We start from the raw sequence: 21,850 nt of genomic DNA, 5'->3' as shown, positions 1-21,850 counted from the left end.
GGATATTTCTACCCCAAATAGGGTTCCTATCTGGACAGGTTTGCTTTGCCCAAACTTCACGAATTTCAAATAATTCAGGCTTGTTCTAAAAGCGTACTTTTTAATTTTTTTAATCCTGATTTTTTTCATCAACTTGTCAGGAAAATGTAATCTTGCCGTCTGTTAGGACGATTTGGCTGGAGTTGAAAGCCATAGGGTTTAAATTTTGACCGGATTTTGAGAAATTGCAAAAATGAGTGAAAATACTATTGTAATCCTGGGCAACGGAATTTCAGGAGTGACCTGTGCCAGGCATATCCGGAAAAACAATCCAAATATCACGATAACCATTGTTTCCGCAGAAACCAGGCATTTTTTTTCAAGGACTGCCCTGATGTATATCTACATGGGCCACATGAAATATGAGCATACCAAACCCTATGCGGATGATTTTTGGGAAAAAAATGATATCAAACTATTATTTGGATGGGTTAAAGCAATTGACTTTTCCAATCAGGAACTGAATTTTGAGGATGGAGAGGTAGTGAGCTATAAGCAATTGGTATTGGCTACCGGATCTAAACCCAATATGTTCGGCTGGCCAGGCCAGGATTTAAATGGAGTCCAGGGCTTGTACAGTTACCAGGACCTGTTGAATATGGAGAAAAATACTCAGGATATCCAGCATGCTGTGCTGGTAGGGGGAGGATTGATTGGTGTGGAAATGGCAGAAATGCTGGCTTCCAGAAAAATACCGGTCACTTTTTTGGTGAGGGAAAAGGGTTTTTGGGACAACATACTTCCAAAAGAAGAAGCTGCATTGGTAGGAAGACATATTCGCGAACACCATATTGACCTTAAGCTGGATACAGAATTAAAGGAAATCATTGGGGATGAAAAAGGGCAGGTGAAGGCAGTCAAAACCTCCCACGGTGAAATCATCAACTGTCAGTTTGTGGGTTTGACTGCAGGTGTAAGTCCTAATATAGCGTTATTTAAAAATAGTGATTTAAACACCAATCGCGGTATCCTTGTAGATGATCAATTCCGAACCAACCTTCCCAATGTTTATGCCATAGGGGACTGTGCGGAATTCAATAAGCCGCCAGGGAAGGACCGTAAAAATATAGAACAGGTTTGGTATACAGGGCGTATGCATGGAGAAACCCTGGCCCATAACCTTACCCACGAAAAAAAAGTGGGTTATACGCCTGGGATTTGGTTCAATTCAGCCAAATTTTTTGATATCGAATACCAAACTTACGGCCATGTCCCCCCAACCTGGGAGAACCCTACCAGGTCATTTTATTGGGAAAGCGCATCAGGAAAGGTGGCTTTGAGGTTTTTATTTGATCAGGAAGACAGGATTTTGGGAATGAATGCCTTTGGCTGGAGAATGAGACATGAATTCTTTGATCGGGCCATAAAAGAAGGCTGGAAGGCAGACCGGGTAATCGGGCAATTGGATAAGGCCAATTTTAACCCGGAATTTCACAAGAAGTTTTATAAGCAACTGCTTGACAAGTATAACAGTGAAAATGGTACCTCCATTCCATTGCCCAGGCAATCATTTATTCAAAAGTTAATCGGTTCAAGGTCATGGAACCGGACATGACGATAACGTCACACAGTTGGGTGCCCCCAAAAAGCTATAGGGGAAACACGGGGATTTCTCCGAAAAAGGATTGGAGCTTAGGTAGGACGCTATTTAAGGTCTTTTATAAATAATATTAAACGCATGAAATTACTTCAAAATTCAGGCCTGGTTCTCTTTATCATTGGACTTTTGGTGTTCACGGGAATACCCTTTTCCGGGTCTTATCAATTGGACAGGACAATGGTCCGGGATCATACCAAGGAAATGCACCAGGATGCCATGCTGGAGGTATTGGAACCCATCTATGAAAAAACCTACGCTTCCAATTTTTCTTTTATCAAAGATTTTAACGACTTTTTCAATGCCTACAATGAAGAGTTAAAAGAAGAGCAAGCCTGGGATAAAGTGATTTGGGATGATTATGCATTTGCATTGACCAAAGCGGCTTCCAGTGGTCCGGTAGAAGATGCCCCCTTATTGTTCCTGGCATTATCCATAGGCCTGGCAGTTCTGGGAGGTTTATTATATACCTTGCCTTTATATAGGAACAAACCGGCAGGGATCAAGCATGATGGGATTTATTTTTCTTCCATGAAAGCCAGAGGTTGGCTGGGCATCATCACCGGCACTTATCTGATCGTTTTTTATATCATTTTGTATTGGTATCCCGAATACCTGACCAATTTGGTGATCATGGTAGATCCGTTGAGTATTTTGCTTTCAGGAGGCCCCGCCAGCCAGTGGTTTTTGTATGGACTGATTTATACCCTTGCGATTTTGGTAATGGGAGTGAGGATGTTCAGAAAATACAAGGGAAATAATTACCAAACCATCCGGACTGCTTCGGTGATGTTTTTTCAATTGGCCTTTGCCTTTCTGATCCCTGAGATTCTGGTGCTGTTTAACATGCCCTGGCATGATTTCAAAAACATCTGGCCATTGGATTATTCTTTCTTTTATGAGTACCGCATAGAGGGTATGGTAAGTTCCGGGGCCCTGGGCATGTTTATGCTGATTTGGGGCATTATACTGATTGTAATAGGAGTGCCCGTTTTTACTTATTTTTATGGCAAGCGCTGGTACTGTAGTTGGGTCTGTGGTTGTGGGGGATTGGCTGAAACAGTAGGGGATCCATACCGGCAGCTTTCCGATAAATCTCTAAAAGCCTGGCAGGTGGAAAGGTATCTGGTTCACGGAGTGCTGGTGCTTGCAGTTGTTATGACCGCTGTGACCATTACCAATTATTTTATGGAATTTGGTATGTTGGAGCAGGCCACCAATCAGTTTCATTCCATCTATGGTTTTGCCATTGGATCGGCTTTTGCAGGAGTAATAGGTACGGGATTTTATCCCTTTATGGGGAACCGGGTGTGGTGCAGGTTTGGTTGTCCTTTAGCAGCCTACCTGGGATTGGTGCAACGGTTCAAATCAAGGTTCAGGATCACAACCAACGGTGGGCAATGCATATCTTGCGGCAATTGCTCGACTTATTGTGAAATGGGAATTGACGTTCGATGGTATGCCCAAAGGGGACAAAACATTGTGCGTTCATCCTGTGTAGGCTGCGGGGTGTGTTCGGCCGTGTGCCCCAGGGGAGTGCTTAAATTGGAAAATGGGCAGGAAGCTGGTAGAATCAATGACATGCCGATCATCATTGGTAATGAATCGATTAAAGTAAAGTCATAAAAATGTGGATGTATTTGTTTTTGGGGATATATGGTCTGTCCATGTGTTTCATTCTGTGTTACAGCCTGGCACAGGCCAATCTTTTGTGGCATTTTTTCCGGTTTAAAAAAAACCTGACCCCTGCAGCCAGTGCTTCTGATACCAATTTGCCTGCCGTGACCATTCAATTGCCTGTTTACAATGAAAAATACGTGGTCAAAAGATTGATAGCAGCAATGGCCAGTATGGATTATCCGGCAGATAAATTGGAAATTCAGATTTTGGATGACAGCACGGATGAAACTTGTGCCATCATCAGGGAGCAGCTCCAGAATTTTCCCAAAGCCAATTTTAAATACATTCATAGAAGGGAAAGAACAGGCTTTAAAGCAGGTGCCCTACGTGAAGGGCTCGAAAATGCATCAGGGGAATTGGTTGCCATTTTTGATGCTGATTTCATTCCTGATGATCAGTTTTTATTGAAAACAGTACCCCATTTTAGCGATTCAAAAATAGGTATGGTCCAGTCCAGGTGGGGACATTTGAATGAAAAATACTCCTTATTTACCAGGCTGCAAGCCTTTGCGTTGGATGCACATTTCACGGTGGAGCAGATGGGGAGAAATGCGCAGCAGGCTTTTATTAATTTTAACGGTACGGGAGGCATCTGGCGAAAAGATTGTATTCTTGATGCGGGTAACTGGCAGGAAGATACGCTTACAGAGGACCTGGACCTGAGTTACCGTGCACAGCAAAGGGGATGGAAATTTTTATACCGTCCTGATGTAGTATCTCCTGCAGAATTGCCTCCGGTGATGTCAGCCATTAAATCCCAACAATTCCGTTGGACAAAGGGTGGGGCAGAATGTGCTGTTAAACACCTCAAGCAGGTGCTGAAAGGGCCATTTACCTTCAAAGTAAAAATGCATGCAGCGGCTCACTTGTTGAATTCAATGATATTTATTGCAGTGTTATTGGTAGGTCTGAGCAGTATTCCGGTCTGGTGGGGTTTTTACCAGGGGCTGATCCCCCTTCTTTACTTTAAGGCAGCGGCCTTGTTTCTATTGAGTTTTATCATCATCGCTTCGGTTTATTTTTTCGCCAACCTTTCCCTGGCCAATTATTCCAGGAAAGGATTGCTGCGTTATTTGTGGGAGCTACCGGTTTTTCTTTCCGTTTCCATGGGACTTTCCGTGCATAACGGACAGGCCGTATGGGAGGGCCTGACAGGTAAAAAATCACCCTTTATCCGTACCCCCAAATACAACCTGGATGAAAAGCCCGGGGCCTGGGTCAGCAATGTATATCACCAGTTGAAAGTTCCTGCAGGCACTTATGTGGAAGCAATTTTGGCTTTGTTATTCCTTGTTCTCGTAGGGCTTTCCCTTTATACCGCCACCTACGAAATGCTGCTTTTTCATGCCATGCTGGCTTTGGGCTTTGGAATGGTAAGTGTGGCCTCTTTTAGAAGTTACCGTATAAAGACAGGCAAGTAAACCGAAGAAATAATTAGCAGATAATGAAAAATTGTGCAGCAATACGTTAAGCCTTTGTCATAGCGTATTGAGCGTGTGCCTGTTTCACTTTGTCCGATTTCCAGGTAAAGTGATTAAAGACATTAACCAAAAATAAATGACAATCCTTAGTGAACCCTTTACCTTTTCCGGGCGACGGATAGACGTCCTCATCCCCGCTTTCAACGAAGAGAATGCAGTAGGAAAAGTTATCGCAGAAATTCCTGCTTTCGTCAGACATATTGTAGTGGTCAACAACAACTCCAATGACAACACCCGCAAAGTGGCCTCTCAGGCTGGTGCCATTGTACTGGATGAGCCGCAAAAAGGATACGGCAAGGCCTGTCTTACAGGCATGGAATACCTTTCTAACCTACAAGAACCTCCTGAAATCCTTGTTTTTTTAGATGCGGATTACAGTGATTTTCCGGGGGAAATGGAGGGGCTAGTTCAACCTATACGGGATGGAAAAATGGACATGGTCATCGGCTCCCGGGCCAGGGGCAAAAAGGAAAAAGGGTCTATGACCTTTCCCCAGGTTTTTGGAAATTGGCTGGCAACTTGGCTGATGCGTAAAATGTTTGCGGCCGAATTTTCAGATTTGGGTCCCTTCAGGGCTATCCGATGGGAAAAGTTAATGCAGCTGCACATGGAGGATCAAAACTTTGGCTGGACCATTGAGATGCAAATCAAAGCGGTGAAAATGGGATTGCGCTATACGGAGGTTCCTGTTAATTACAGGCAAAGGATAGGCGTATCCAAAGTCAGCGGAACCGTTAAAGGTGTCGTAGGAGCGGGATACAAAATCTTGTGGACCCTGTGGAAATACAGATAGGGTATTCCGGGGAAGTCCTGTAGAACTATGGGTAAAATCTCGTTTTTTTCTTTAAATTAACATTAAAATTAAAATATCATGAATAAATGTTTACTGTTGTTTTCTTTGCTTTTTATAGTGCTGTCTTGTGCCAGGCCTGAAAGGGAAGAAGTAGATTTTGAGGCTTGGGGAGAATATTGGTTTCAGGGACAGGCCGAGATCAGTAGCTTTACCCTTACCCAATACCGCTACGGTGAACCCCGAGCTGGTGAGGCAGTTTTGATTTTTGTGACAGAAGACTTTTCTAGAAGCAAGCAGGTGAAACTGGATGATCCCGCATCGGCTGGAAGAGATAAACTTTCGGTTATCAAAATGAACCAGACAAGAGATTTTATCACCGGAATTTACCCTTATCACATGATGCTTTCTGCTTTTACACCCACCAAGGAGGCCATGCAGGGAGTGAAATTTACGGCTTCCTCCCAGGAATGGTGTGGACAATCCTTTACGCAAATTAACCTGAATAGTGGGGAATCCTATTCTGGAGAATTGTTTTCCTATTTTGAAAAAGAAGGAGATAAGAGCTTCTCTCTCACGGGAATGGCGGAGGATGATTTGTGGAACCTGATCCGGATAAATCCCAACCAAATCCCTACCGGAAGTGTACAAATGTGGCCCTCCCTGATTTACCAACGATTCACCCATGGGGAATTTGTTGCAGAAGAAGCATTTATCCGATTAACAGATAAAAGCAATAACCTAAGGCAATTGGAGGTGACATATAGTTCCGGGAAGCGGGAACTGAAAATCGATTTTGAAAAAGAATTTCCTTATCCGATTGTGGCCTGGGAAGAAACCCATACCCTGGAAAACGGTGAAAAAGAAGTTACGCGAGCTACAAGGAAAGGAATGAAGGTGATTGATTATTGGAACAGAAACGCCCTTGAAGACGAATTTTTACGGGATGAATTAAAATTAAATCCATAAATACCACCTTTTTGAAAGTTGCACTTTGTTTGATTGGGATTTCCGTCGGTTTGTTGGGAATGGGATATTGGGTTCCCAGGACAGCTTTTCCGGAATTGTTGGGCCTATATGGAGTAGCATTCCTGGCTTACCTGTATCTGGTTGGCATTCATAAAAAAACTGGTCTTTCACCCTATCTTGTACTGCTGCTGGCCCTCAGTCTGCGCTTGTTGCTGCTGGGAGCTATGCCCGGTCTTTCGGATGATTTTTATCGATACCTGTTCGATGGGCAGCTTTTGTTACAAGGAATCAACCCCTACCTTGAGCTACCTGTTTTGGTCAAAGACATTCCTGAAAATGCTTACTGGAGCACTTTATTGGAAAACATGAATTCCCAGGAGTATTACTCTCTCTATCCTCCGCTGCACCAGTTTTTTTTCTGGCTGGCAGCCCTGGCAGGTGAAAATATTTTCCTTAATGTACTGGTTTTAAGGGTTTGTCTACTGATCGTGGAAGGCATCAATTTGTGGTTGATGCAAAAACTGCTATTTCTATGGCGTTTGCCTGCTCACCAGCTTTCCTGGTACGCCTTTAATCCCCTGGTAATTATGGAATTGACAGGAAATCTTCATTTCGAAGGGATTGTTTTGACCGGCTTGTTATTAACGATTTATTTTTACAGCAGAAATAAACCCCTGGCGACGGGCCTTAGTTGGGCCTGGGCCATAGGAGTAAAGTTAAATCCCTTAATCCTGGCTCCTGTATGGATACGCTTTTGGGACAGTAAAAATTTCTGGAAATTTACATTGGCGGCTGCCGCTTTTGTGCTTTTCTTTCTAAGTCCTATTGTGTTGATGGACGGGGCACAGAACTTCTACCAAAGCTTTCGCCTGTACCAAAGTACGTTTGAATTTAATGCCTCGATTTATTACTTGATCAGGGCAGTTTCTTCATTTTTTGTAGACTATAACCCCATTGCTCATGTCGGACCAGCCCTGCAGGTCCTTGCAGGGATATGTTTATTGGGAATGGGCTTGTACCAAAGAACCTTTACCAAGGAAGCACTGGTTTCGAAAATAGTATGGATGTACCTGGTTTTTCTACTGCTGCAAACCACTGTTCACCCCTGGTATTTAATTCCTGCTTTAGGCCTCAGTGTGTTCACCCTTAACCGGAGTTTTGTGGTATGGACTGGAGTTGTTTTCTTGTCGTACCATGCTTATGCCCAGCCTGGTTTTAAAGAGAATTTATGGCTGATTACCCTTGAATACGTTTTCCTTGCCCTTGCTCTATTGGTTATTGGGTACCGCTATTACCAAAACCAGCGAAGCCTTAGTACAGGTGTTTCTTCGGATTTATGATGGTGCTGCAGCCAAACCCGGGCTTGAAGGGAGATAGGCATTAACTGCCAGGACTGCTTCAGGCATTTTCAATATGATCTTTTAATCCCGGCTCTTCCTCGATTTTTTTGAGTAATTCTACCACATTGCTGACCCTGAGTTTTTTCATGATGTTAAACCTGTGGGTTTCTATGGTTCGGATACTTTTACCCAATTGTTGCGCGATTTCTTTGTTTCCAATTCCCTCAGCGATCATTCTAAGTATTTGTTTTTCGCGTTTGGTGATATCGTAATGTTTAACCGATCCCATGGGTTGGATGATTTTTCTGTCGCGGACATTCAAGTAGCTATTGACCAAAACCTGGCTGATGTCTCCGCTGAAATACTTTCCACCCTGATGAATGGTGTTGATGGCTTTTAAAAATTCATCCTTGCTGGTGTCTTTGAGCAGGTAACCGGAAGCTCCACTTTCTATGGATTGCAGGATATAATCTTCATCATCATGCATGGAAAGGATCAGGGTTCTGGTGGGTCCCGCCTTTTTGGAAAGTATTTTTGTAGCTTCCAGACCATTCATGACAGGCATGCGGATGTCAATGATGAGCAGGTCAGGCTTTAGTTTTTCTACAGCCAATAGTGCTTCTTCTCCATTGGATGCTTCTCCGACTACAGTTACGTTGCCTTCATTTTCCAACAAATTTTTGATGCCATTTCGTACCACCACATGATCATCTGCCAATACTACTTTTATTTTTTCCATATTTTCATTACCTATCGTTTAATCCAAAGGCACACTTATATTGATACTGGTGCCTTTTCCTGGTTCAGTTCTTATTTCACACTGCCCATTGATGAAATTGGCCCTTTCCCGGATATTAAATAATCCATGGCCGGATGCTGAAAAATGGCCCTTTTCTTCCAACTTTTTAATATCAAAGCCCCTGCCATCGTCTGCAATCTCCAAATGCAGGGTTTGTGAATTGTGGGAAAGAGTGATTTTCACCTCTTTGGCTGCTGCATACTTAATGGCATTGTTTACGGCTTCCTGACAAATCCGGTAAAGGTTGTTCTCTATTGTACCCTCCAACCTGCTCAAAAAGCCTGTTTTATTCTCAAAAGTCACTTCCAGATCTGAAATTTTGCTGATCTCCCTGGCAAATTTATTCAATACGGGAACAATCCCATAATCTGAGAGGGCACTTGGGGTAAGGTTAAAAGAAATTCTGCGGACTTCCCTAATGATGCTTTTGAGCAGGTCTTTCGCCGTTTGAAGCTTATCCTTTTCGAAGTCTGAACTTACAGAATGTATTCCCTCCAGGTTAAACTTCATACCGGATAGCAATTGTCCTATCCCATCGTGCATGTCCCTGGAAATCCTCTTCCTCTCCTCTTCCTGCCCTTCCAGTATCAGTGCGGATCTGAATTGCTGTTCTTTTACTTTTTGTTCAATTTTTTCCCTGTTGATTTCCCTGGAAATGGCTTCAGCTTCCTTTTTCTCTGTTTCATCGGTGCTGACCATGAGTATTTTGTCTGTTTGTCCGATTTCATTTTGTGTAGGAATCAAATTTACTTTTAACCAGACAAAATCTCCGGTTTCATTGACTACTTTGATTTCTCCATTCCATGATTCACCATTATGGACCATTGTTTTGATGTTTTGCAGGTATTCGGCATTGTACCCCTGATCCTGCAACCAGGCAAAAAGATTTATGGGACGGTTAGTTTCAAATTCCATTAAGGATAAGAATTGGTCAGAAAAATCTTCGAAATCGCCATCTGCCTGGCAACGGGCGTAAATGGTGAAATCTGCTACTTTTACATCCACTTCGAGCAGGTCCTGATAGGCCTGTTCCAGGGAACTATACAAGGCACTCAGCTGCAGGGTCATCTTTTTGGATTTTTGCTCTGACCGGAGTAGCTTTTTAAATGTTTGACCAATGGTTTTGGCGGAAGGAATGAAAACGAAAAATATTTCAAATAGAATCACACCCAATGAAATCACCAATAAGAATATTTCAATATTTCTCAGGTTCATTACTTTGGATTTGGCTTCATCATCGTACTGGAACACAATCGCGTCCATGCCTTTGAGGAAAGCCGATTCCCGGCTAATGATGGTGCGAATATCCGTTCGAATGCTGTCTTTCGGTATATAGATATCCTGTCGAAGTTTTCTGACAATATTTGAAGCAGCTACAGCCATAAGCTGCTGGTCTTGTTCTATGTCCCGGAACAGTCTTTCAATGCTATTGCTGTTGCTCCCCTTAATCCCCAAAGTATCGTTTCCTTTTTGTAATGCATTGTGGGTTTCTTCCCATTCCTTCAGGGCAAGGTCAAGTTCTTCCAATATATCTTTTTTATCTGAGGGAGCAGGGCTGTCACTCAGTAACAGGACACATTTACTGATCCTTTGACTCAGCATTCGTTGTCTTCCGGAGAGATTGACCACACGAGAATCATTCTTTTGTTCGCTGATGAATTTTTGAACCAGCACCTGACTGACGATGATGCTGATGGCAATGGCGCAAAGGGCCACCAGGTAATACCTGCCCAGCTTTTCAAATGTTGGTTTTTCTGAGATTTTTTTACTTTCCATACTGCATCAACTGCTTAAAATTACGTAAAAACACTTAAAATTCCCATCTAGTAGGGTGAAAGGGAAAATAAAAAAGCAGGGACTGTATACCAATCCCTGCCCAATAGAAAAAAGCCCGCAGGCTATTTGGTTATTTTAGGTTAATTCTCAAAACCTACGTATACATATCCATCCTCCACTTTAATGGGGTATGTAGCAATGTCGCAGGTATCTCCATTTAGGTTTTTTCCCGATTTCAGGGAAAAGGTTTTTTTATGAAAGGGGCAGGCTACTTTGGGTTCATCTCCCTGCGACCCAATCATTCCGCGGGACAAAGCCATTTGCATTTTATGGGGACAAAGGTTCTGGCAGGCATACCATTCGTTTCTTCTGCTAAAATTGTAAATGGCTATCTGTAAGTCCTTGTATTTGATACAGGCACCTCCGTTTTCAGGCAGGGCACTTACCGGGGCGGCTTTAAACCAGGTAGTGATTTTAGAAGTATCAGCCGTTTTGTATTTTTCCATTTTGGTCGACATAATTTTCAAATTTTTTAAGAATTGAGTTTTGACAGTTAAAATCCGTATCAAGTCCAGGAAGCAGGGATTTTTTGACCCCGCATTTCTTTAAAACCAATGGAAGGGTCTCCCTGGTCATCGTTGACAAAATGCTTGAATTTAGCCCTGAGTTCCGGGTTATTGACTACTTCTTTCCATTCGCAGGCATAGGTTTGGATCATAAATTCCATTTCTTTTTCCAATACCTCACCAATCCCCAGGGAATCGTTCACCACTACTTCCCGCAGATATTCTATGCCTCCCTCCATTTTATTGAGCCAGGTGGCCGTCCGGTTCAATGGTTCTGCCGTCCGGATGTAAAACATCAGAAATCGGTCAATGTATTTCAAGACGGTTTCTGAATCCACATCGTTGATAAGAAGTTTGGCATGTTGTGGCTTGGATCCGCCATTGCCACAGACATATAGGTTCCAGCCTTTTTCGGTGGCGATAAGACCAAAGTCTTTGCTTTGTGCCTCTGCACATTCGCGGATACAGCCGGATACGGCACCTTTTAATTTATGTGGAGAGCGGAGACCGCGGTACCTTTCCTCCACCCGGATGGCGAAGGAAACAGCATCCTGTACCCCGTAACGGCACCATGTTGATCCCACACAACTTTTTACCGTTCTCAGGGATTTACCATAGGCATGTCCACTTTCAAATCCGGCATCAATCAGCTCTTCCCAAATATCTGGAAGCTGGTCCACTCTCGCTCCAAACATGTCTATCCGCTGCCCTCCCGTAACCTTGGTATATAGCCCGTATTTTTTGGCTACCTGGCCAATGACGATCAGCTTTTCGGGTGTGATTTCTCCACCCGGTATTCTGGGAACAACAGAATAGGTGCCGCCTTTTTGAATATTGGCCAGGAATCGGTCATTGGTGTCTTGTATGGTGTCCTGTTTGGTGACCAGTTCGTTCCAGGTGCTGGCAAGAATTGATGCCACTGCGGGTTTACAAATTTCACAGCCATCCCCTTTTCCAAATTGGTCCAGGAGTTCATCATAGCTTCGGATGCCTTTTATCTTTACCAAATCCAGAAGTTCCTGCCGGGAATAATCAAAATGTTCGCACAAACTGTTTTTCACCTGCTTTCCCATTGCCTTAAGTTGGCTCTTTAGCAGATCATGTAACATGGGAGCACAACCACCACAGCCCGTTCCGGCTTTGGTGCAGCCCTTGATTTCATCTATACTGTACACTCCCTCCTTTTCGATGAGCTGACAAATATCCCCTTTGGTCACATTTTCACAAGAGCATATTTGTGCCCCCGAAGGAAGGCTTTCCAGGCCTGCACTTTCAGCTGCTTTTCCACCTCTGTTTCCCAGTATCAGGTCTTCCGGATTGGGGGGCAGGGGCATCTTGTTTTGCGTCATCTGTAGCAGCATCCCATACGCTGAGGCATCCCCAACCAACACGCCGCCCAACAGACGTTTACCATCTTTTGAGACATTGATTCTTTTGTATACTCCGGAATTTTTGTTTTCGTAAACGATGTTTTCTGAAGGTTCCAATTCACCAAAAGGATCACCAAAACTGGCCACATCCACACCAATCAGTTTCAGCTTGGTAGACATGTCAAAGCCCAGAAATGGATTGGATGCTTTTCCACATAGTTGGTTTACTACCTGACTGGCCATTTCATAACCGGGGGCTACCAGTCCATAGATCATGCTTTGATAAGAAGCCACTTCTCCAATGGCGAAAATGTCTTTGTCCTCTTTGGTTTGAAGGAATTCATTGACAACCACTCCCCCTCGGTCAGCGGTGGAAATTCCACAAGTTTTGGCCAGCTCATCCCGGGGTTTGATTCCTGCTGATATGACCAGCATGTCTACGGATAATCCGGATCCGTCTGCAAAATCCAGCCCGGTTAGCTTTCCGTTGCCATTGATTTGCCGTGTGTTTTTGCTCAGGTGAATGGTTATGCCCAAATCTTCCAGTTTTGACTTCAGAATTCCGGCCCCGGCATCATCCAATTGCCTGGGCATTAATCTGGGGGCAAATTCTATCACATGGGTTTCCAAGCCCATGTCCATTACCGCTTTGGCTGCTTCCAAACCCAACAGACCCCCACCGATTACCGCCGCAGATTTGGCTTTTTTCCCAAAATCCATAATGGCATCCAGGTCCTCAATGGTCCTGTATACAAACACCCCTTTCTTTTCTACCCCATTGATGGCCGGGACAAATGCAGCCGAACCGGTGGCCAGTACCAGTTTGTCATAGTCCATAACTGTTCCTGTATGACTGATCACTCTTTTTTGTTCCCTATCGATTTCAATGATAAGTTCATTGGTACGCAGGTCAATATCCTTTTCCTGATACCAGGAACGGGGAGCCATACTCAGGTCATCCACTTTGGACCCGGAAAAATAGGCACTTAAATGAACCCTGTCATAGGCAGGCCATGGCTCTTCTCCAAACACGGTGATTTGGAAGTCTTCCTTTGAGGAGGCAGCTCTCAGTTTTTCACAAAACTTGTAACCTACCATTCCGTTTCCGATCACTATTATCCTTGTCATGCTAATTGTTTTATCGAATGAATGGGTTATTGCTTTTCTAAGTAAGACAACTGAATCTTTCTGTTTAATTCAAAGGCTAAGGTAAATATATTTTTAATAAATACGTAAAAATACGTAAAAAAATACTTAATTTTGTTTCAGTAAATAAGTAAATAGTCCGAATGAAAAATTCAGAAGCAAGATTATCACTGGTAGGGGCCGGGCCCGGGGATCCGGATTTGATCACTTTAAAGGCAGTAAAAGTCCTGGAGAATGCAGATGTCATTCTGTATGATGCATTGGCCAATGAGGCCTTATTGGGATATGCTCCAGAAACGGCACTGAAGATTTTTGTAGGTAAAAGTGCAGGTTTGCATTATAGGCAGCAAAAGGAAATTAACCGAATGATCGTAAATTATGCTGTCTCCTGTGGCCATGTAGTCAGGCTAAAAGGAGGAGATCCTTACGTCTTTGGTCGTGGTCATGAAGAGTTGGAGTATGCCGAAAAGCATGGGATACCTACTACGTATATTCCGGGTATCAGTAGTGCGATGGCTGTACCTGGCCTGCAGGGTATACCTTTAACCAAAAGAGGAGTGAATGAGAGTTTTTGGGTAGTGACCGGCACATTGAAAGACCACAGTACGGCCAGGGATTTGTATTTTGCAGCTCAGTCATCCGCTACGGTAGTGATCCTCATGGGAGTAAAAAAACTGCCTGAAATCGTAAGTTTATTCAAAGAGTACCGGGGGGAAGATGAACCCATTTGCATGATTCAAAATGGAAGTAAGTCCAATGAACGTTCTGTAACAGGAGCATTGCGCAATATCCTTTCCCTGCAGGAGGAGGCAAAGCTGGCTGCACCAGCCATTATTGTCATTGGCCAGGTAGTCAGGGAAAAATTACTGGCCGAAATACAACAAAAGGAACTGGTGTGGGTGACATAAAAGTGGAAATTGGAGTAATTTCCTATTCGTCTTTTTGATAGTCTTCCAGAGATTTGGGGTTTGGAAAATTGTCCCTTTCATCTTCATCAGGTCTTTGGTGAAGGCATTGAAAATCCTTTTCAATCAGCAGCATACATTCGAAATCCTTGCCTTCATTTTGGACATGTCTTATACTGATTTCATCTGTTTTTGCCCAGTCTTCTCCCAGTTTGGCAGGCAGGTAAACTTCCAATTTCTGGTTCAAAAAACGTGCTTCCGGCATTTTGCCAAAGTCTCCGGGAATCAAACTATAAATAAGGACCTGTTCTTTTCCAAGTTTTAATTCCTGATGTAAAGGCAGCCCCTGTCCAATGCTGCTTACCTCTGATTGACTTAACCTGAGCCGGATGGAATTATCATTGATTCTGAGTTTCATGCCAAAATAATTTAATGAACGATTAATTTAAAGGCCGATTTTGGACTTTCACATACAGGACAAGAATAGCTGTCCGGAAGTTTCATAAAGGAGGTGCCTGCAAGTATATTTGATTCTGGGTCACCGTATTTTTCATCATATACAGTCAGGCATTCGGAGCATTGGTATTTCTTGAGAGGTTTTTTGTTGGTACTGTCCTTACTGTCTTGAGAATCGGATGATTTTGGAATTTTTAATTGGTCATAATATTTATAGCTGAGTTCAATCAACAAAGGAGGCAATGTTTCAATGGGTACATTTTTAACGAAGTAAAAATACTCAGAAAGGTTGGGATTGAAGTCTTTTGAGTAGAGAATATTGAAGGTTTCGGGATCATTATCACTTGTTTTTTTCGCTTTCTCTATGGCCACTGAGGTAAATAAAACCATGTGTCTTGTCTTCACCGAAAAACTCAGGCCATAAGTGCTGATATCCTGCTTGTCAAGGGCCCGTACCAGGTAATTTTTAATGGCTAGTGCTTCATCATCCATTACAGGTAAATGCCAATTGAGTTCCAGGGAGCTATGTCGGATGTTGATGCCAAATTTCCCTAGTAGTTTTTCCCAACTTAACCGGTCCTTTTCTGCAATACCTTTGATAATGATAGATTTCCAGGGTGTCAGGCAAATCTTCCCAATATTGGTGGCCATGCAAAGCTGGCAAAGTGCCTTAAGGAAATTAATTGCGAACCGGTTGTTTCGCCAATAAAGCCCCAACCAATACTTACCGCCTACAATACGGTTCATGCCTTCATAGTAAGGGGAGTTAGATTCCGGATAGTCCAGTTCATGCGCTGCTTTTTGACTATTAGGTATTTGGGTTTCTATTACGCTTTGATATATTTCCTCGTATTTCAATCCGCTTTTTACCGGATTAATTTCTTCTATTGCTTTGGCAATTTTGGCCAGATCATATCCGTAAATCAGGTCTGGGGCAGCCCAGGGTTTTTGATCAATTTCTGAAAACCGCAGGTACAGGTACCAATAGTTGTCAACAGCGGAGGCTACAAAATTAATATTCCCTGTAAAAAGAGGCACCAGATTTTGGACCGGATCGGTGATATTGATTTTTAGTTTGGGCCTGTAGTCAAAGGTGTCCAGGATATAGTGATATGTATGGGATGCCAGCCAATGCGTTGTGGGCATGACATCAAGGGCAGGGTAGGAGGAAACGATATTTTGAAATTCTTCCCCGTCTGTATCGTAAGCTGTGTCGATAGCTTCGAAAGTTTGGGAAAGGGTATCCAGGTTTTTATTTTTCAAAGGGAAAAGCACATCCTGCCTGGAGCCAAGGTGAATGTAGGTAGCGCCCAATTCATTGGCTGTCTGGATCATTTTTAGAAAATCACCCGGAGAAATGATTCCTCCTTTGACAAATACCCTGACTAAATCTTCTTTTTGCATGTTGCTATATTTTGCTCCCTAAAAAGGAAGCCATTCTTTCGGTTTACCCGGGTAAGTAAATGTATTCGGTTTTATTTATATTTTCACCCATTCAGTGGGTCATATTCGGGCAAACTTTTCCAGGTAAAATGCTTTTCCCAACCAGAATTTTCACCCTAAGCGTCGATAAGTGAATGGAGCTCTTCATCCAAAATCCCCTTGACTTCCGGTTTACAACTTCCACATCCCATTCCTGCGCCCGTTTGTTGGCAAAGTTGTCGGAAATCCCTGTATCCCGATTGGATGGCTTGGCTAATATTTCCTTTGCCGACATTGCTGCAGGAACAAACCATTTCTCCGATCATTTCGGCTTTGGTAGATTTGCCTCGCAATAGTTCCTGGCGTTTCGTGGAAAGTTCTGTCTTTTCCTCAATAAGGTTTTTAAATTCTGCAAATTCAGACTTGTCACCCATCAGAATAGCACCTACCAGTTTATCCTGGTACACAATACATTTTTTATAATAGGTCTGTGAGCTATCGATCAGCAAAATTTCCTCATACCCTTCTGAATTGACAGGTATCTCCGGGGTGCCAATAGAACAAAGGTCCAGGTCCGCAAATTTAAGGATATTCATTGGGATACTACCTTTGTATAGACTCAGCAAATCTCCAGTAATAAAGCGGGCAGCAACATCTGCCTGCATTTCGGCAGCTGCAGTAATCCCATTGAGTTTTCCCTTGTGTTCAGCGATTTCACCCATGGCAAATATGTCCGGATCGCTGGTTTGCAGGTAGTCGTTGACCTGTATCCCCCGGCCACAAACCAAACCGGTCGATTTACCCAACTCTATATTAGGCCGGGTGCCTATGGCATACACCACTGCATTGCAGGAAACAGTTTGACCTCCTTTTAAGCTGGCTGAAATATTTTTGTTTTCACCGTGGGAATCCAGATGTGACAATTGGTTATTCATGAAAAGCTGTACACCCATCTCCTCAAGTCTTTCACGAAGCAGAGAGCTGGCCATGGGATCCAGTTGCCTTTCCATTAGCCGCGAACCCAATTGGACAATGGTTACCTTCATGTTGATTTCCCGAAGTGCGGCAGCCAATTCCAATCCAAGTAAGCCACCACCAACAATCAGCACATGTCCCTTAAAATCTAAATATTCTTTTAATTCGTCAGCATTTTCTCTGTTACGCATGGTAAATACACCGGGTAAATGCATGGGTGCATCAGCCGGGATAAAAGCCCTGCTTCCCGTGGCCAGGATAAGGATGCCATAATGGTGTACCCTTCCTTTTTCATCAGTTACCGTTTTACTGCTGCGATCAATGGATTCAATACCGTTTTCTACATACAGCTGGATGTTCAGTTTATCCATATCCGTTGAAGATTTGAATTTCAACAAATCTTCCCAGGCTTTGTGGCGGTTAACATAATCCGGAAGCAAAACCCTGTTGTAGAATGGATGCTTTTCTTTGGAGAACACATGTATTTCATCTTCCTGGTTGAATTCCCGGTAAGAATTGATGAAGCGGAAGGCAGCAGCTCCTGCCCCTATAATTACAATTTTCTGCTTTGATTTTTTATACAGGCTTACCTGCACTGCGGAATATTTAAAATCAGGTTGTTTGGAGACAGGGTCGATCGCATTTCCGGTCAGGTTGTTGGCCCTGGCAAAATCGTTCTGAAGGATTTTGCCCCAATGCATGGGAAGAAAAACCACTCCCTTTTTAATTTTATCCGTGATTTGGGCATGTAGCCTGACTTCCCCTCTTTTGCCTGAAACCAATACCGTGCTGCCTTGACCGATGCCCCTTTCGCTTGCATTTTCGGGGTGGATTTCCAGGAATGGTTTGGGCAGGTGTTTGTTGAGTTTGTTTACCTTTCCGGTACGGGTCATGGTATGCCACTGGTCTCTAATCCTGCCGGTGGTCAGAACAAGTGGAAATTCAGGAGATGGTTTTTCGAAGGCGTTCTTTGGACCGGATACCTGGATTTGTGCACGGCCATTGGGGGTAGGGAATTTTTTATTGGTGAAAAGGCGCCTGGTTTCTCCCTGAGTTTTGTTGGGAAAGGGCCACTGTACCGTGCCTTTCTTTTTCAGATGATCATAATCTAACCCTGAAATGTCTATATTGGTACCTTTGGTCATCGCGCAATATTCTGCGTAGACTTCGGCCATGTTGCTGAAGTCAAATCCATGAAATCCCATTTTTTTGGCAAAACGCAAGAGGATCTCCGCATCAGGTAGGGCTTCCCCGGGAGCTGAAGCAAATTGACTCAGGTGGCTGATCCTTCTTTCCGAATTGGTCATGGTGCCTTCTTTTTCCCCCCAACCCGCTGCGGGAAGGACCAGATCGGCATAGGGAATCGCCTCGTTTTTATTGGATATATCCTGAACCACTACAAACCTGGCTTTTTTCAACGCGGCTTCTATTTTTCTGGCATCTGGCATGCTTACCAGGGGATTGGTGCAAATGATCCATATGGCTTTGATAGATCCGTCTTCGGCACCCTCAAATATTTGGGTAGCGGTTTTCCCTGGTTTTTCAGAGATATTTTCTACCTCCCAGAATTTGGCTACCTCATTCCTGTGTTCGGGATTGCTGAGGGTTCGGTGGGAGGCCAGTAAGGTGGCCATTCCACCCACCTCCCGGCCCCCCATGGCATTGGGTTGCCCGGTAAGGCTGAATGGTCCGGACCCGGGTTTACCAATATGACCGGTGATCAGGTTTAGGTCTATCAGTGCGAGGTTTTTATTGACCCCATCTGCACTTTGATTGAGGCCCATGGTCCAAAGGGTAAGGAATCCCCTGGCGTTGCCGATAAAGGATGCGGCCATTTGAATGTCTTTAATGGAGACACCACAAATCTGTGCTGCATCTTCTAAGGTGGTTTGCAATACCTGCTCTTTATAAGCATCAAACCCATCGGTGTGCTTTGAGATGAATTCCAGGTCGATGTCTCCCTGCTCGATCAGACATCTTCCCAAAGCATGAAACAGGACTTCATCCGTTCCGGGATGGACCTGCAAATGAATATCGGCAATCGAACAACTTTGCGTGACACGAGGATCTACTACAATGATTTTGACATCGGGATGCTTTTCCTTTTGTTTTTCAATTCTTCTCCAAATAATGGGATGACACCAGGCTGGATTGGCTCCAGCTACAAGAAAACAGTCGGCTTGTTCAATATCCTCATAGGCGATGGGTACACTGTCTTCACCAAGTGTTTTGATATAGGCCATGACTGCGGAACTCATGCAAAGCCTTGAGTTGGTGTCCACATTATTGGTTTTCAGAAAACCTTTGGTCAGTTTATTGACCAGATAGTACTCTTCAGTAAGGCATTGGCCGGAGACATAAAATGCCACGGAATCCGGTCCATGGGTTTTAATGATGGATTTAAAAACCGCACTGGCCCTGTCCAGGGCAGTATTCCAATTTACCTGTTCCAATGGGTGGGATTTTCCCCAACGCATTTGGGGTTGTAGCAACCGGTCCGATTTGTCTTCCACTACATAATGAAGGTTCATGCCTTTGGAACACAACATTCCCTTGTTGACAGGGTGTTCAGGGTCTCCTTGTATGGAAATCTTTCCTTTTTTATCTTTTAAGACATTGATCCCACAGCCTACGCCACAGTAAGAACAGGTGCTTTTATAGTTGACCATTGACATACCTGGATTGAGTTAGCGTAATAAGATTAACTGTTGACCATTTCCGGTTGCAGGTCAGCCTTTTGGGCCAATGATTCCTCCAACTCTTCCTGGGCAATTTTTTCATCCGCCTTTGAAAACCTTATCAATAGCGAGCAGGTACTGATGGTGGCCACGACGATTCCCAGTATGGAAAGGGCCTCTCCATAGCTTAAACCTTCCATTTTTAGAAGAAAACCGGCCATTACTGCTCCTACATTGCCCCCGGCACCTACGATTCCGGAAATCATACCGATGGCTTTTTTATTGATAAAAGGTACCACGGAAAAGGTGGCCCCTTCCGCCATCTGAACGAAAAGACTAAATAGGATCATGGTACCTATGGCCAGCGGCAGCAAAGTCATTTGGGAAAATACCACAAGAGCAATGCCTTCTACCAGCAAAACAATTCCCAAAAACCCTACCCGGCCTTTGAGGCCCCATTTGATACCGGCCTTATCCCCAAAAAAACCACCCAGGGTTCTGGCAAAGAGGTTCATCAGTCCGAATAATCCGGCAATCAATCCTGCCGTTTTCAGGTCCAGGTTGAAAAAATCATGATAGTAGATGGCGGCAATATTGTTGATGGTGAGTTCTATACCGAAACAGGCACCGTAAATCAAAAACAATGCCCAAACCCGACGGTCCGACACAGCTGCTTTCAGGGCACCTTTACCATCCGCTTTTTTCTTTCTTTTGTATTCCAGGTCTTTTTTGCTGAGGTCCCTGATGTTTCCCTCCGGAAAATCGGTGGTCCACTTGTAATAGGCAAAAGCGGTAAGGATCATGGCAAAACCCGGCACCATCATGGCATATCTCCAGGCTTCCGCTTCCAGAAATCCCAAAGAAATAAAGAGCGCAAAAATAACAGGCATGATCATTTGGGTGACACCACCACCCATATTTCCCCATCCTGCAGAAGTGGCATTGGCTGTTCCGACCACATTGGGGGCAAACATCACCGATGTGTGGTACTGGGTGATCACAAAAGAGGCCCCGATAATCCCTATGGCCAATCTGAATAAGAGAAAACTTTCATAACTATCGCTTAGCCCGATCAGGATAACGGGGATCGCTCCCAACACCAGGAGATAGGTATAGGTGATCCTTGGGCCTATACGGTCTACCAACCAGCCGATAAACAACCTGCCCAGGACAGTTACTGCTACTGATGCAATGATGATATTGCCTATCTGGGCTTTGGTCAAATCCAGCTCTTCCCGGACAACGGCCATTAAAGGAGCTATGCCAAACCAGCCGAAGAAACAAAGAAAAAACGCAAACCAGGAAAGATGAAATGCCCGCATCTGCCGGGACTTGAAATCAAAAAGATTGATGGATGTAGCTTTTTTGTTTAGAGCTTGCATGTTGAATTGATTTTTGGTTGCAAATGTGGACGAAGGCAGGGTTTATTGCTTGTTTCAATTTTAGATGTAATTTGTGAGGGCTAAGATAAGGCAAGTTTTTATAAATAAGTAAAAATACGTAAAAAAATTACGTAATATTGAAAAAATACGTAGAATTAAAACAAGGTAACGAAACCTATTGGTCCAAAACCTCAAATATTCACTTAGATCCGCCGATCAGGAATATCCTGCCACTCCTCCAGTTAGTTTTAATGAAAATTAATGGATAGTAGGTGAAGAATATGTATTATTGTTCCTGACAGTCCGGGATCACGGTGAAAGTTCAACAGGGCTCATGATGGAGGGGATTTTACAGTGGTGAAAAAAGGCCAATTGTCAGTATTGATTTAATTTTAAGTCTTTGATGATGTACGCGGAATATTTCTGATTTCATGAAATCGACACGATTAAAATCTTCATTAAACACAGGACAGAGATGA

Annotated in this window: 15 protein-coding genes; 7 read left to right on the top strand and 8 right to left on the bottom strand. The window is 43.7% G+C overall.

The annotated features are described in order from the left end of the window. Window positions 1-232 precede the first annotated feature (232 nt). From HUJ21_RS06845 to HUJ21_RS06820, 6 genes are all read left to right on the top strand, one after another. Window positions 233-1,594, top strand: a complete 1,362-nt coding sequence (locus tag HUJ21_RS06845) for an FAD-dependent oxidoreductase (RefSeq protein WP_291368201.1) — start codon at window positions 233-235, stop codon at window positions 1,592-1,594. Window positions 1,595-1,717: 123 nt separating this feature from the next. After that, window positions 1,718-3,262 carry a 4Fe-4S binding protein gene (locus HUJ21_RS06840; RefSeq protein WP_291368200.1) on the top strand — a complete coding sequence of 515 codons (1,545 nt, stop codon included), beginning with the start codon at window positions 1,718-1,720 and terminating at the stop codon, window positions 3,260-3,262. A gap of 2 nt (window positions 3,263-3,264) precedes the next feature. Then, the gene (locus tag HUJ21_RS06835; RefSeq protein ID WP_291368199.1) at window positions 3,265-4,737 is read left to right on the top strand and encodes a glycosyltransferase; all 1,473 of its coding nucleotides are present in this window, start codon (window positions 3,265-3,267) and stop codon (window positions 4,735-4,737) included. 136 nt (window positions 4,738-4,873) lie between these two features. After that, entirely contained in the window at window positions 4,874-5,590 is a 717-nt protein-coding gene (locus HUJ21_RS06830; RefSeq protein ID WP_291368198.1) for a glycosyltransferase family 2 protein, read from the top strand. A gap of 78 nt (window positions 5,591-5,668) precedes the next feature. Further along, window positions 5,669-6,556: a hypothetical protein gene (locus HUJ21_RS06825; RefSeq protein ID WP_291368197.1), complete on the top strand. Its 888-nt coding sequence runs from the start codon at window positions 5,669-5,671 to the stop codon at window positions 6,554-6,556. An 11-nt stretch (window positions 6,557-6,567) separates the two neighbouring features. After that, window positions 6,568-7,896: a carotene biosynthesis protein gene (locus HUJ21_RS06820; protein WP_291368196.1), complete on the top strand. Its 1,329-nt coding sequence runs from the start codon at window positions 6,568-6,570 to the stop codon at window positions 7,894-7,896. Between the two features lie 58 nt (window positions 7,897-7,954). Here the strand turns inward: HUJ21_RS06820 and HUJ21_RS06815 are convergent, their stop codons facing one another. The 4 genes from HUJ21_RS06815 to nirB all read right to left on the bottom strand — a co-directional run bounded on the left by HUJ21_RS06815 (window position 7,955) and on the right by nirB (window position 13,535). Next, on the bottom strand, window positions 7,955-8,635 hold the full coding sequence (locus HUJ21_RS06815) for a response regulator transcription factor (RefSeq protein ID WP_291368195.1): 681 nt from the start codon (window positions 8,633-8,635) through the stop codon (window positions 7,955-7,957). An 18-nt stretch (window positions 8,636-8,653) separates the two neighbouring features. Next, complete coding sequence (locus HUJ21_RS06810; protein ID WP_291368194.1) at window positions 8,654-10,471, bottom strand: ATP-binding protein; 1,818 nt, start codon at window positions 10,469-10,471, stop codon at window positions 8,654-8,656. 140 nt (window positions 10,472-10,611) lie between these two features. Next, complete coding sequence (gene nirD, locus HUJ21_RS06805) at window positions 10,612-10,989, bottom strand: nitrite reductase small subunit NirD (protein ID WP_291368193.1); 378 nt, start codon at window positions 10,987-10,989, stop codon at window positions 10,612-10,614. A gap of 47 nt (window positions 10,990-11,036) precedes the next feature. Next, window positions 11,037-13,535, bottom strand: coding sequence for a nitrite reductase large subunit NirB (nirB, locus tag HUJ21_RS06800; protein WP_291368192.1), 2,499 nt, complete (start codon window positions 13,533-13,535; stop codon window positions 11,037-11,039). Window positions 13,536-13,696: 161 nt separating this feature from the next. On the opposite strand from nirB, the gene cobA reads away from it, so the two are divergent. Further along, window positions 13,697-14,461, top strand: a complete 765-nt coding sequence (gene cobA, locus HUJ21_RS06795) for a uroporphyrinogen-III C-methyltransferase (RefSeq protein ID WP_291368191.1) — start codon at window positions 13,697-13,699, stop codon at window positions 14,459-14,461. Between the two features lie 22 nt (window positions 14,462-14,483). Here cobA and HUJ21_RS06790 read toward each other — a convergent pair whose 3' ends face one another. From HUJ21_RS06790 to HUJ21_RS06775, 4 genes are all read right to left on the bottom strand, one after another. Beyond that, the gene (locus tag HUJ21_RS06790; protein ID WP_291368190.1) at window positions 14,484-14,876 is read right to left on the bottom strand and encodes a hypothetical protein; all 393 of its coding nucleotides are present in this window, start codon (window positions 14,874-14,876) and stop codon (window positions 14,484-14,486) included. 11 nt (window positions 14,877-14,887) lie between these two features. Further along, a complete protein-coding gene (locus HUJ21_RS06785) occupies window positions 14,888-16,318 on the bottom strand; it encodes a rubredoxin (RefSeq protein ID WP_291368189.1) in 1,431 nt (476 codons plus the stop codon). 155 nt (window positions 16,319-16,473) lie between these two features. Beyond that, a complete protein-coding gene (locus HUJ21_RS06780) occupies window positions 16,474-19,986 on the bottom strand; it encodes a nitrate reductase (protein WP_291368188.1) in 3,513 nt (1,170 codons plus the stop codon). Window positions 19,987-20,012: 26 nt separating this feature from the next. After that, window positions 20,013-21,371, bottom strand: coding sequence for a NarK family nitrate/nitrite MFS transporter (locus HUJ21_RS06775; RefSeq protein WP_291368187.1), 1,359 nt, complete (start codon window positions 21,369-21,371; stop codon window positions 20,013-20,015). Window positions 21,372-21,850 lie beyond the last annotated feature (479 nt).

Origin of the sequence: Cyclobacterium sp. (assembly GCF_014762705.1) — a bacterium.
Taxonomy (GTDB): domain Bacteria; phylum Bacteroidota; class Bacteroidia; order Cytophagales; family Cyclobacteriaceae; genus Cyclobacterium.
The sequence above is the reverse complement of the archived record's forward strand: the minus strand, read 5'-3'. Positions and strand labels throughout refer to the sequence as shown.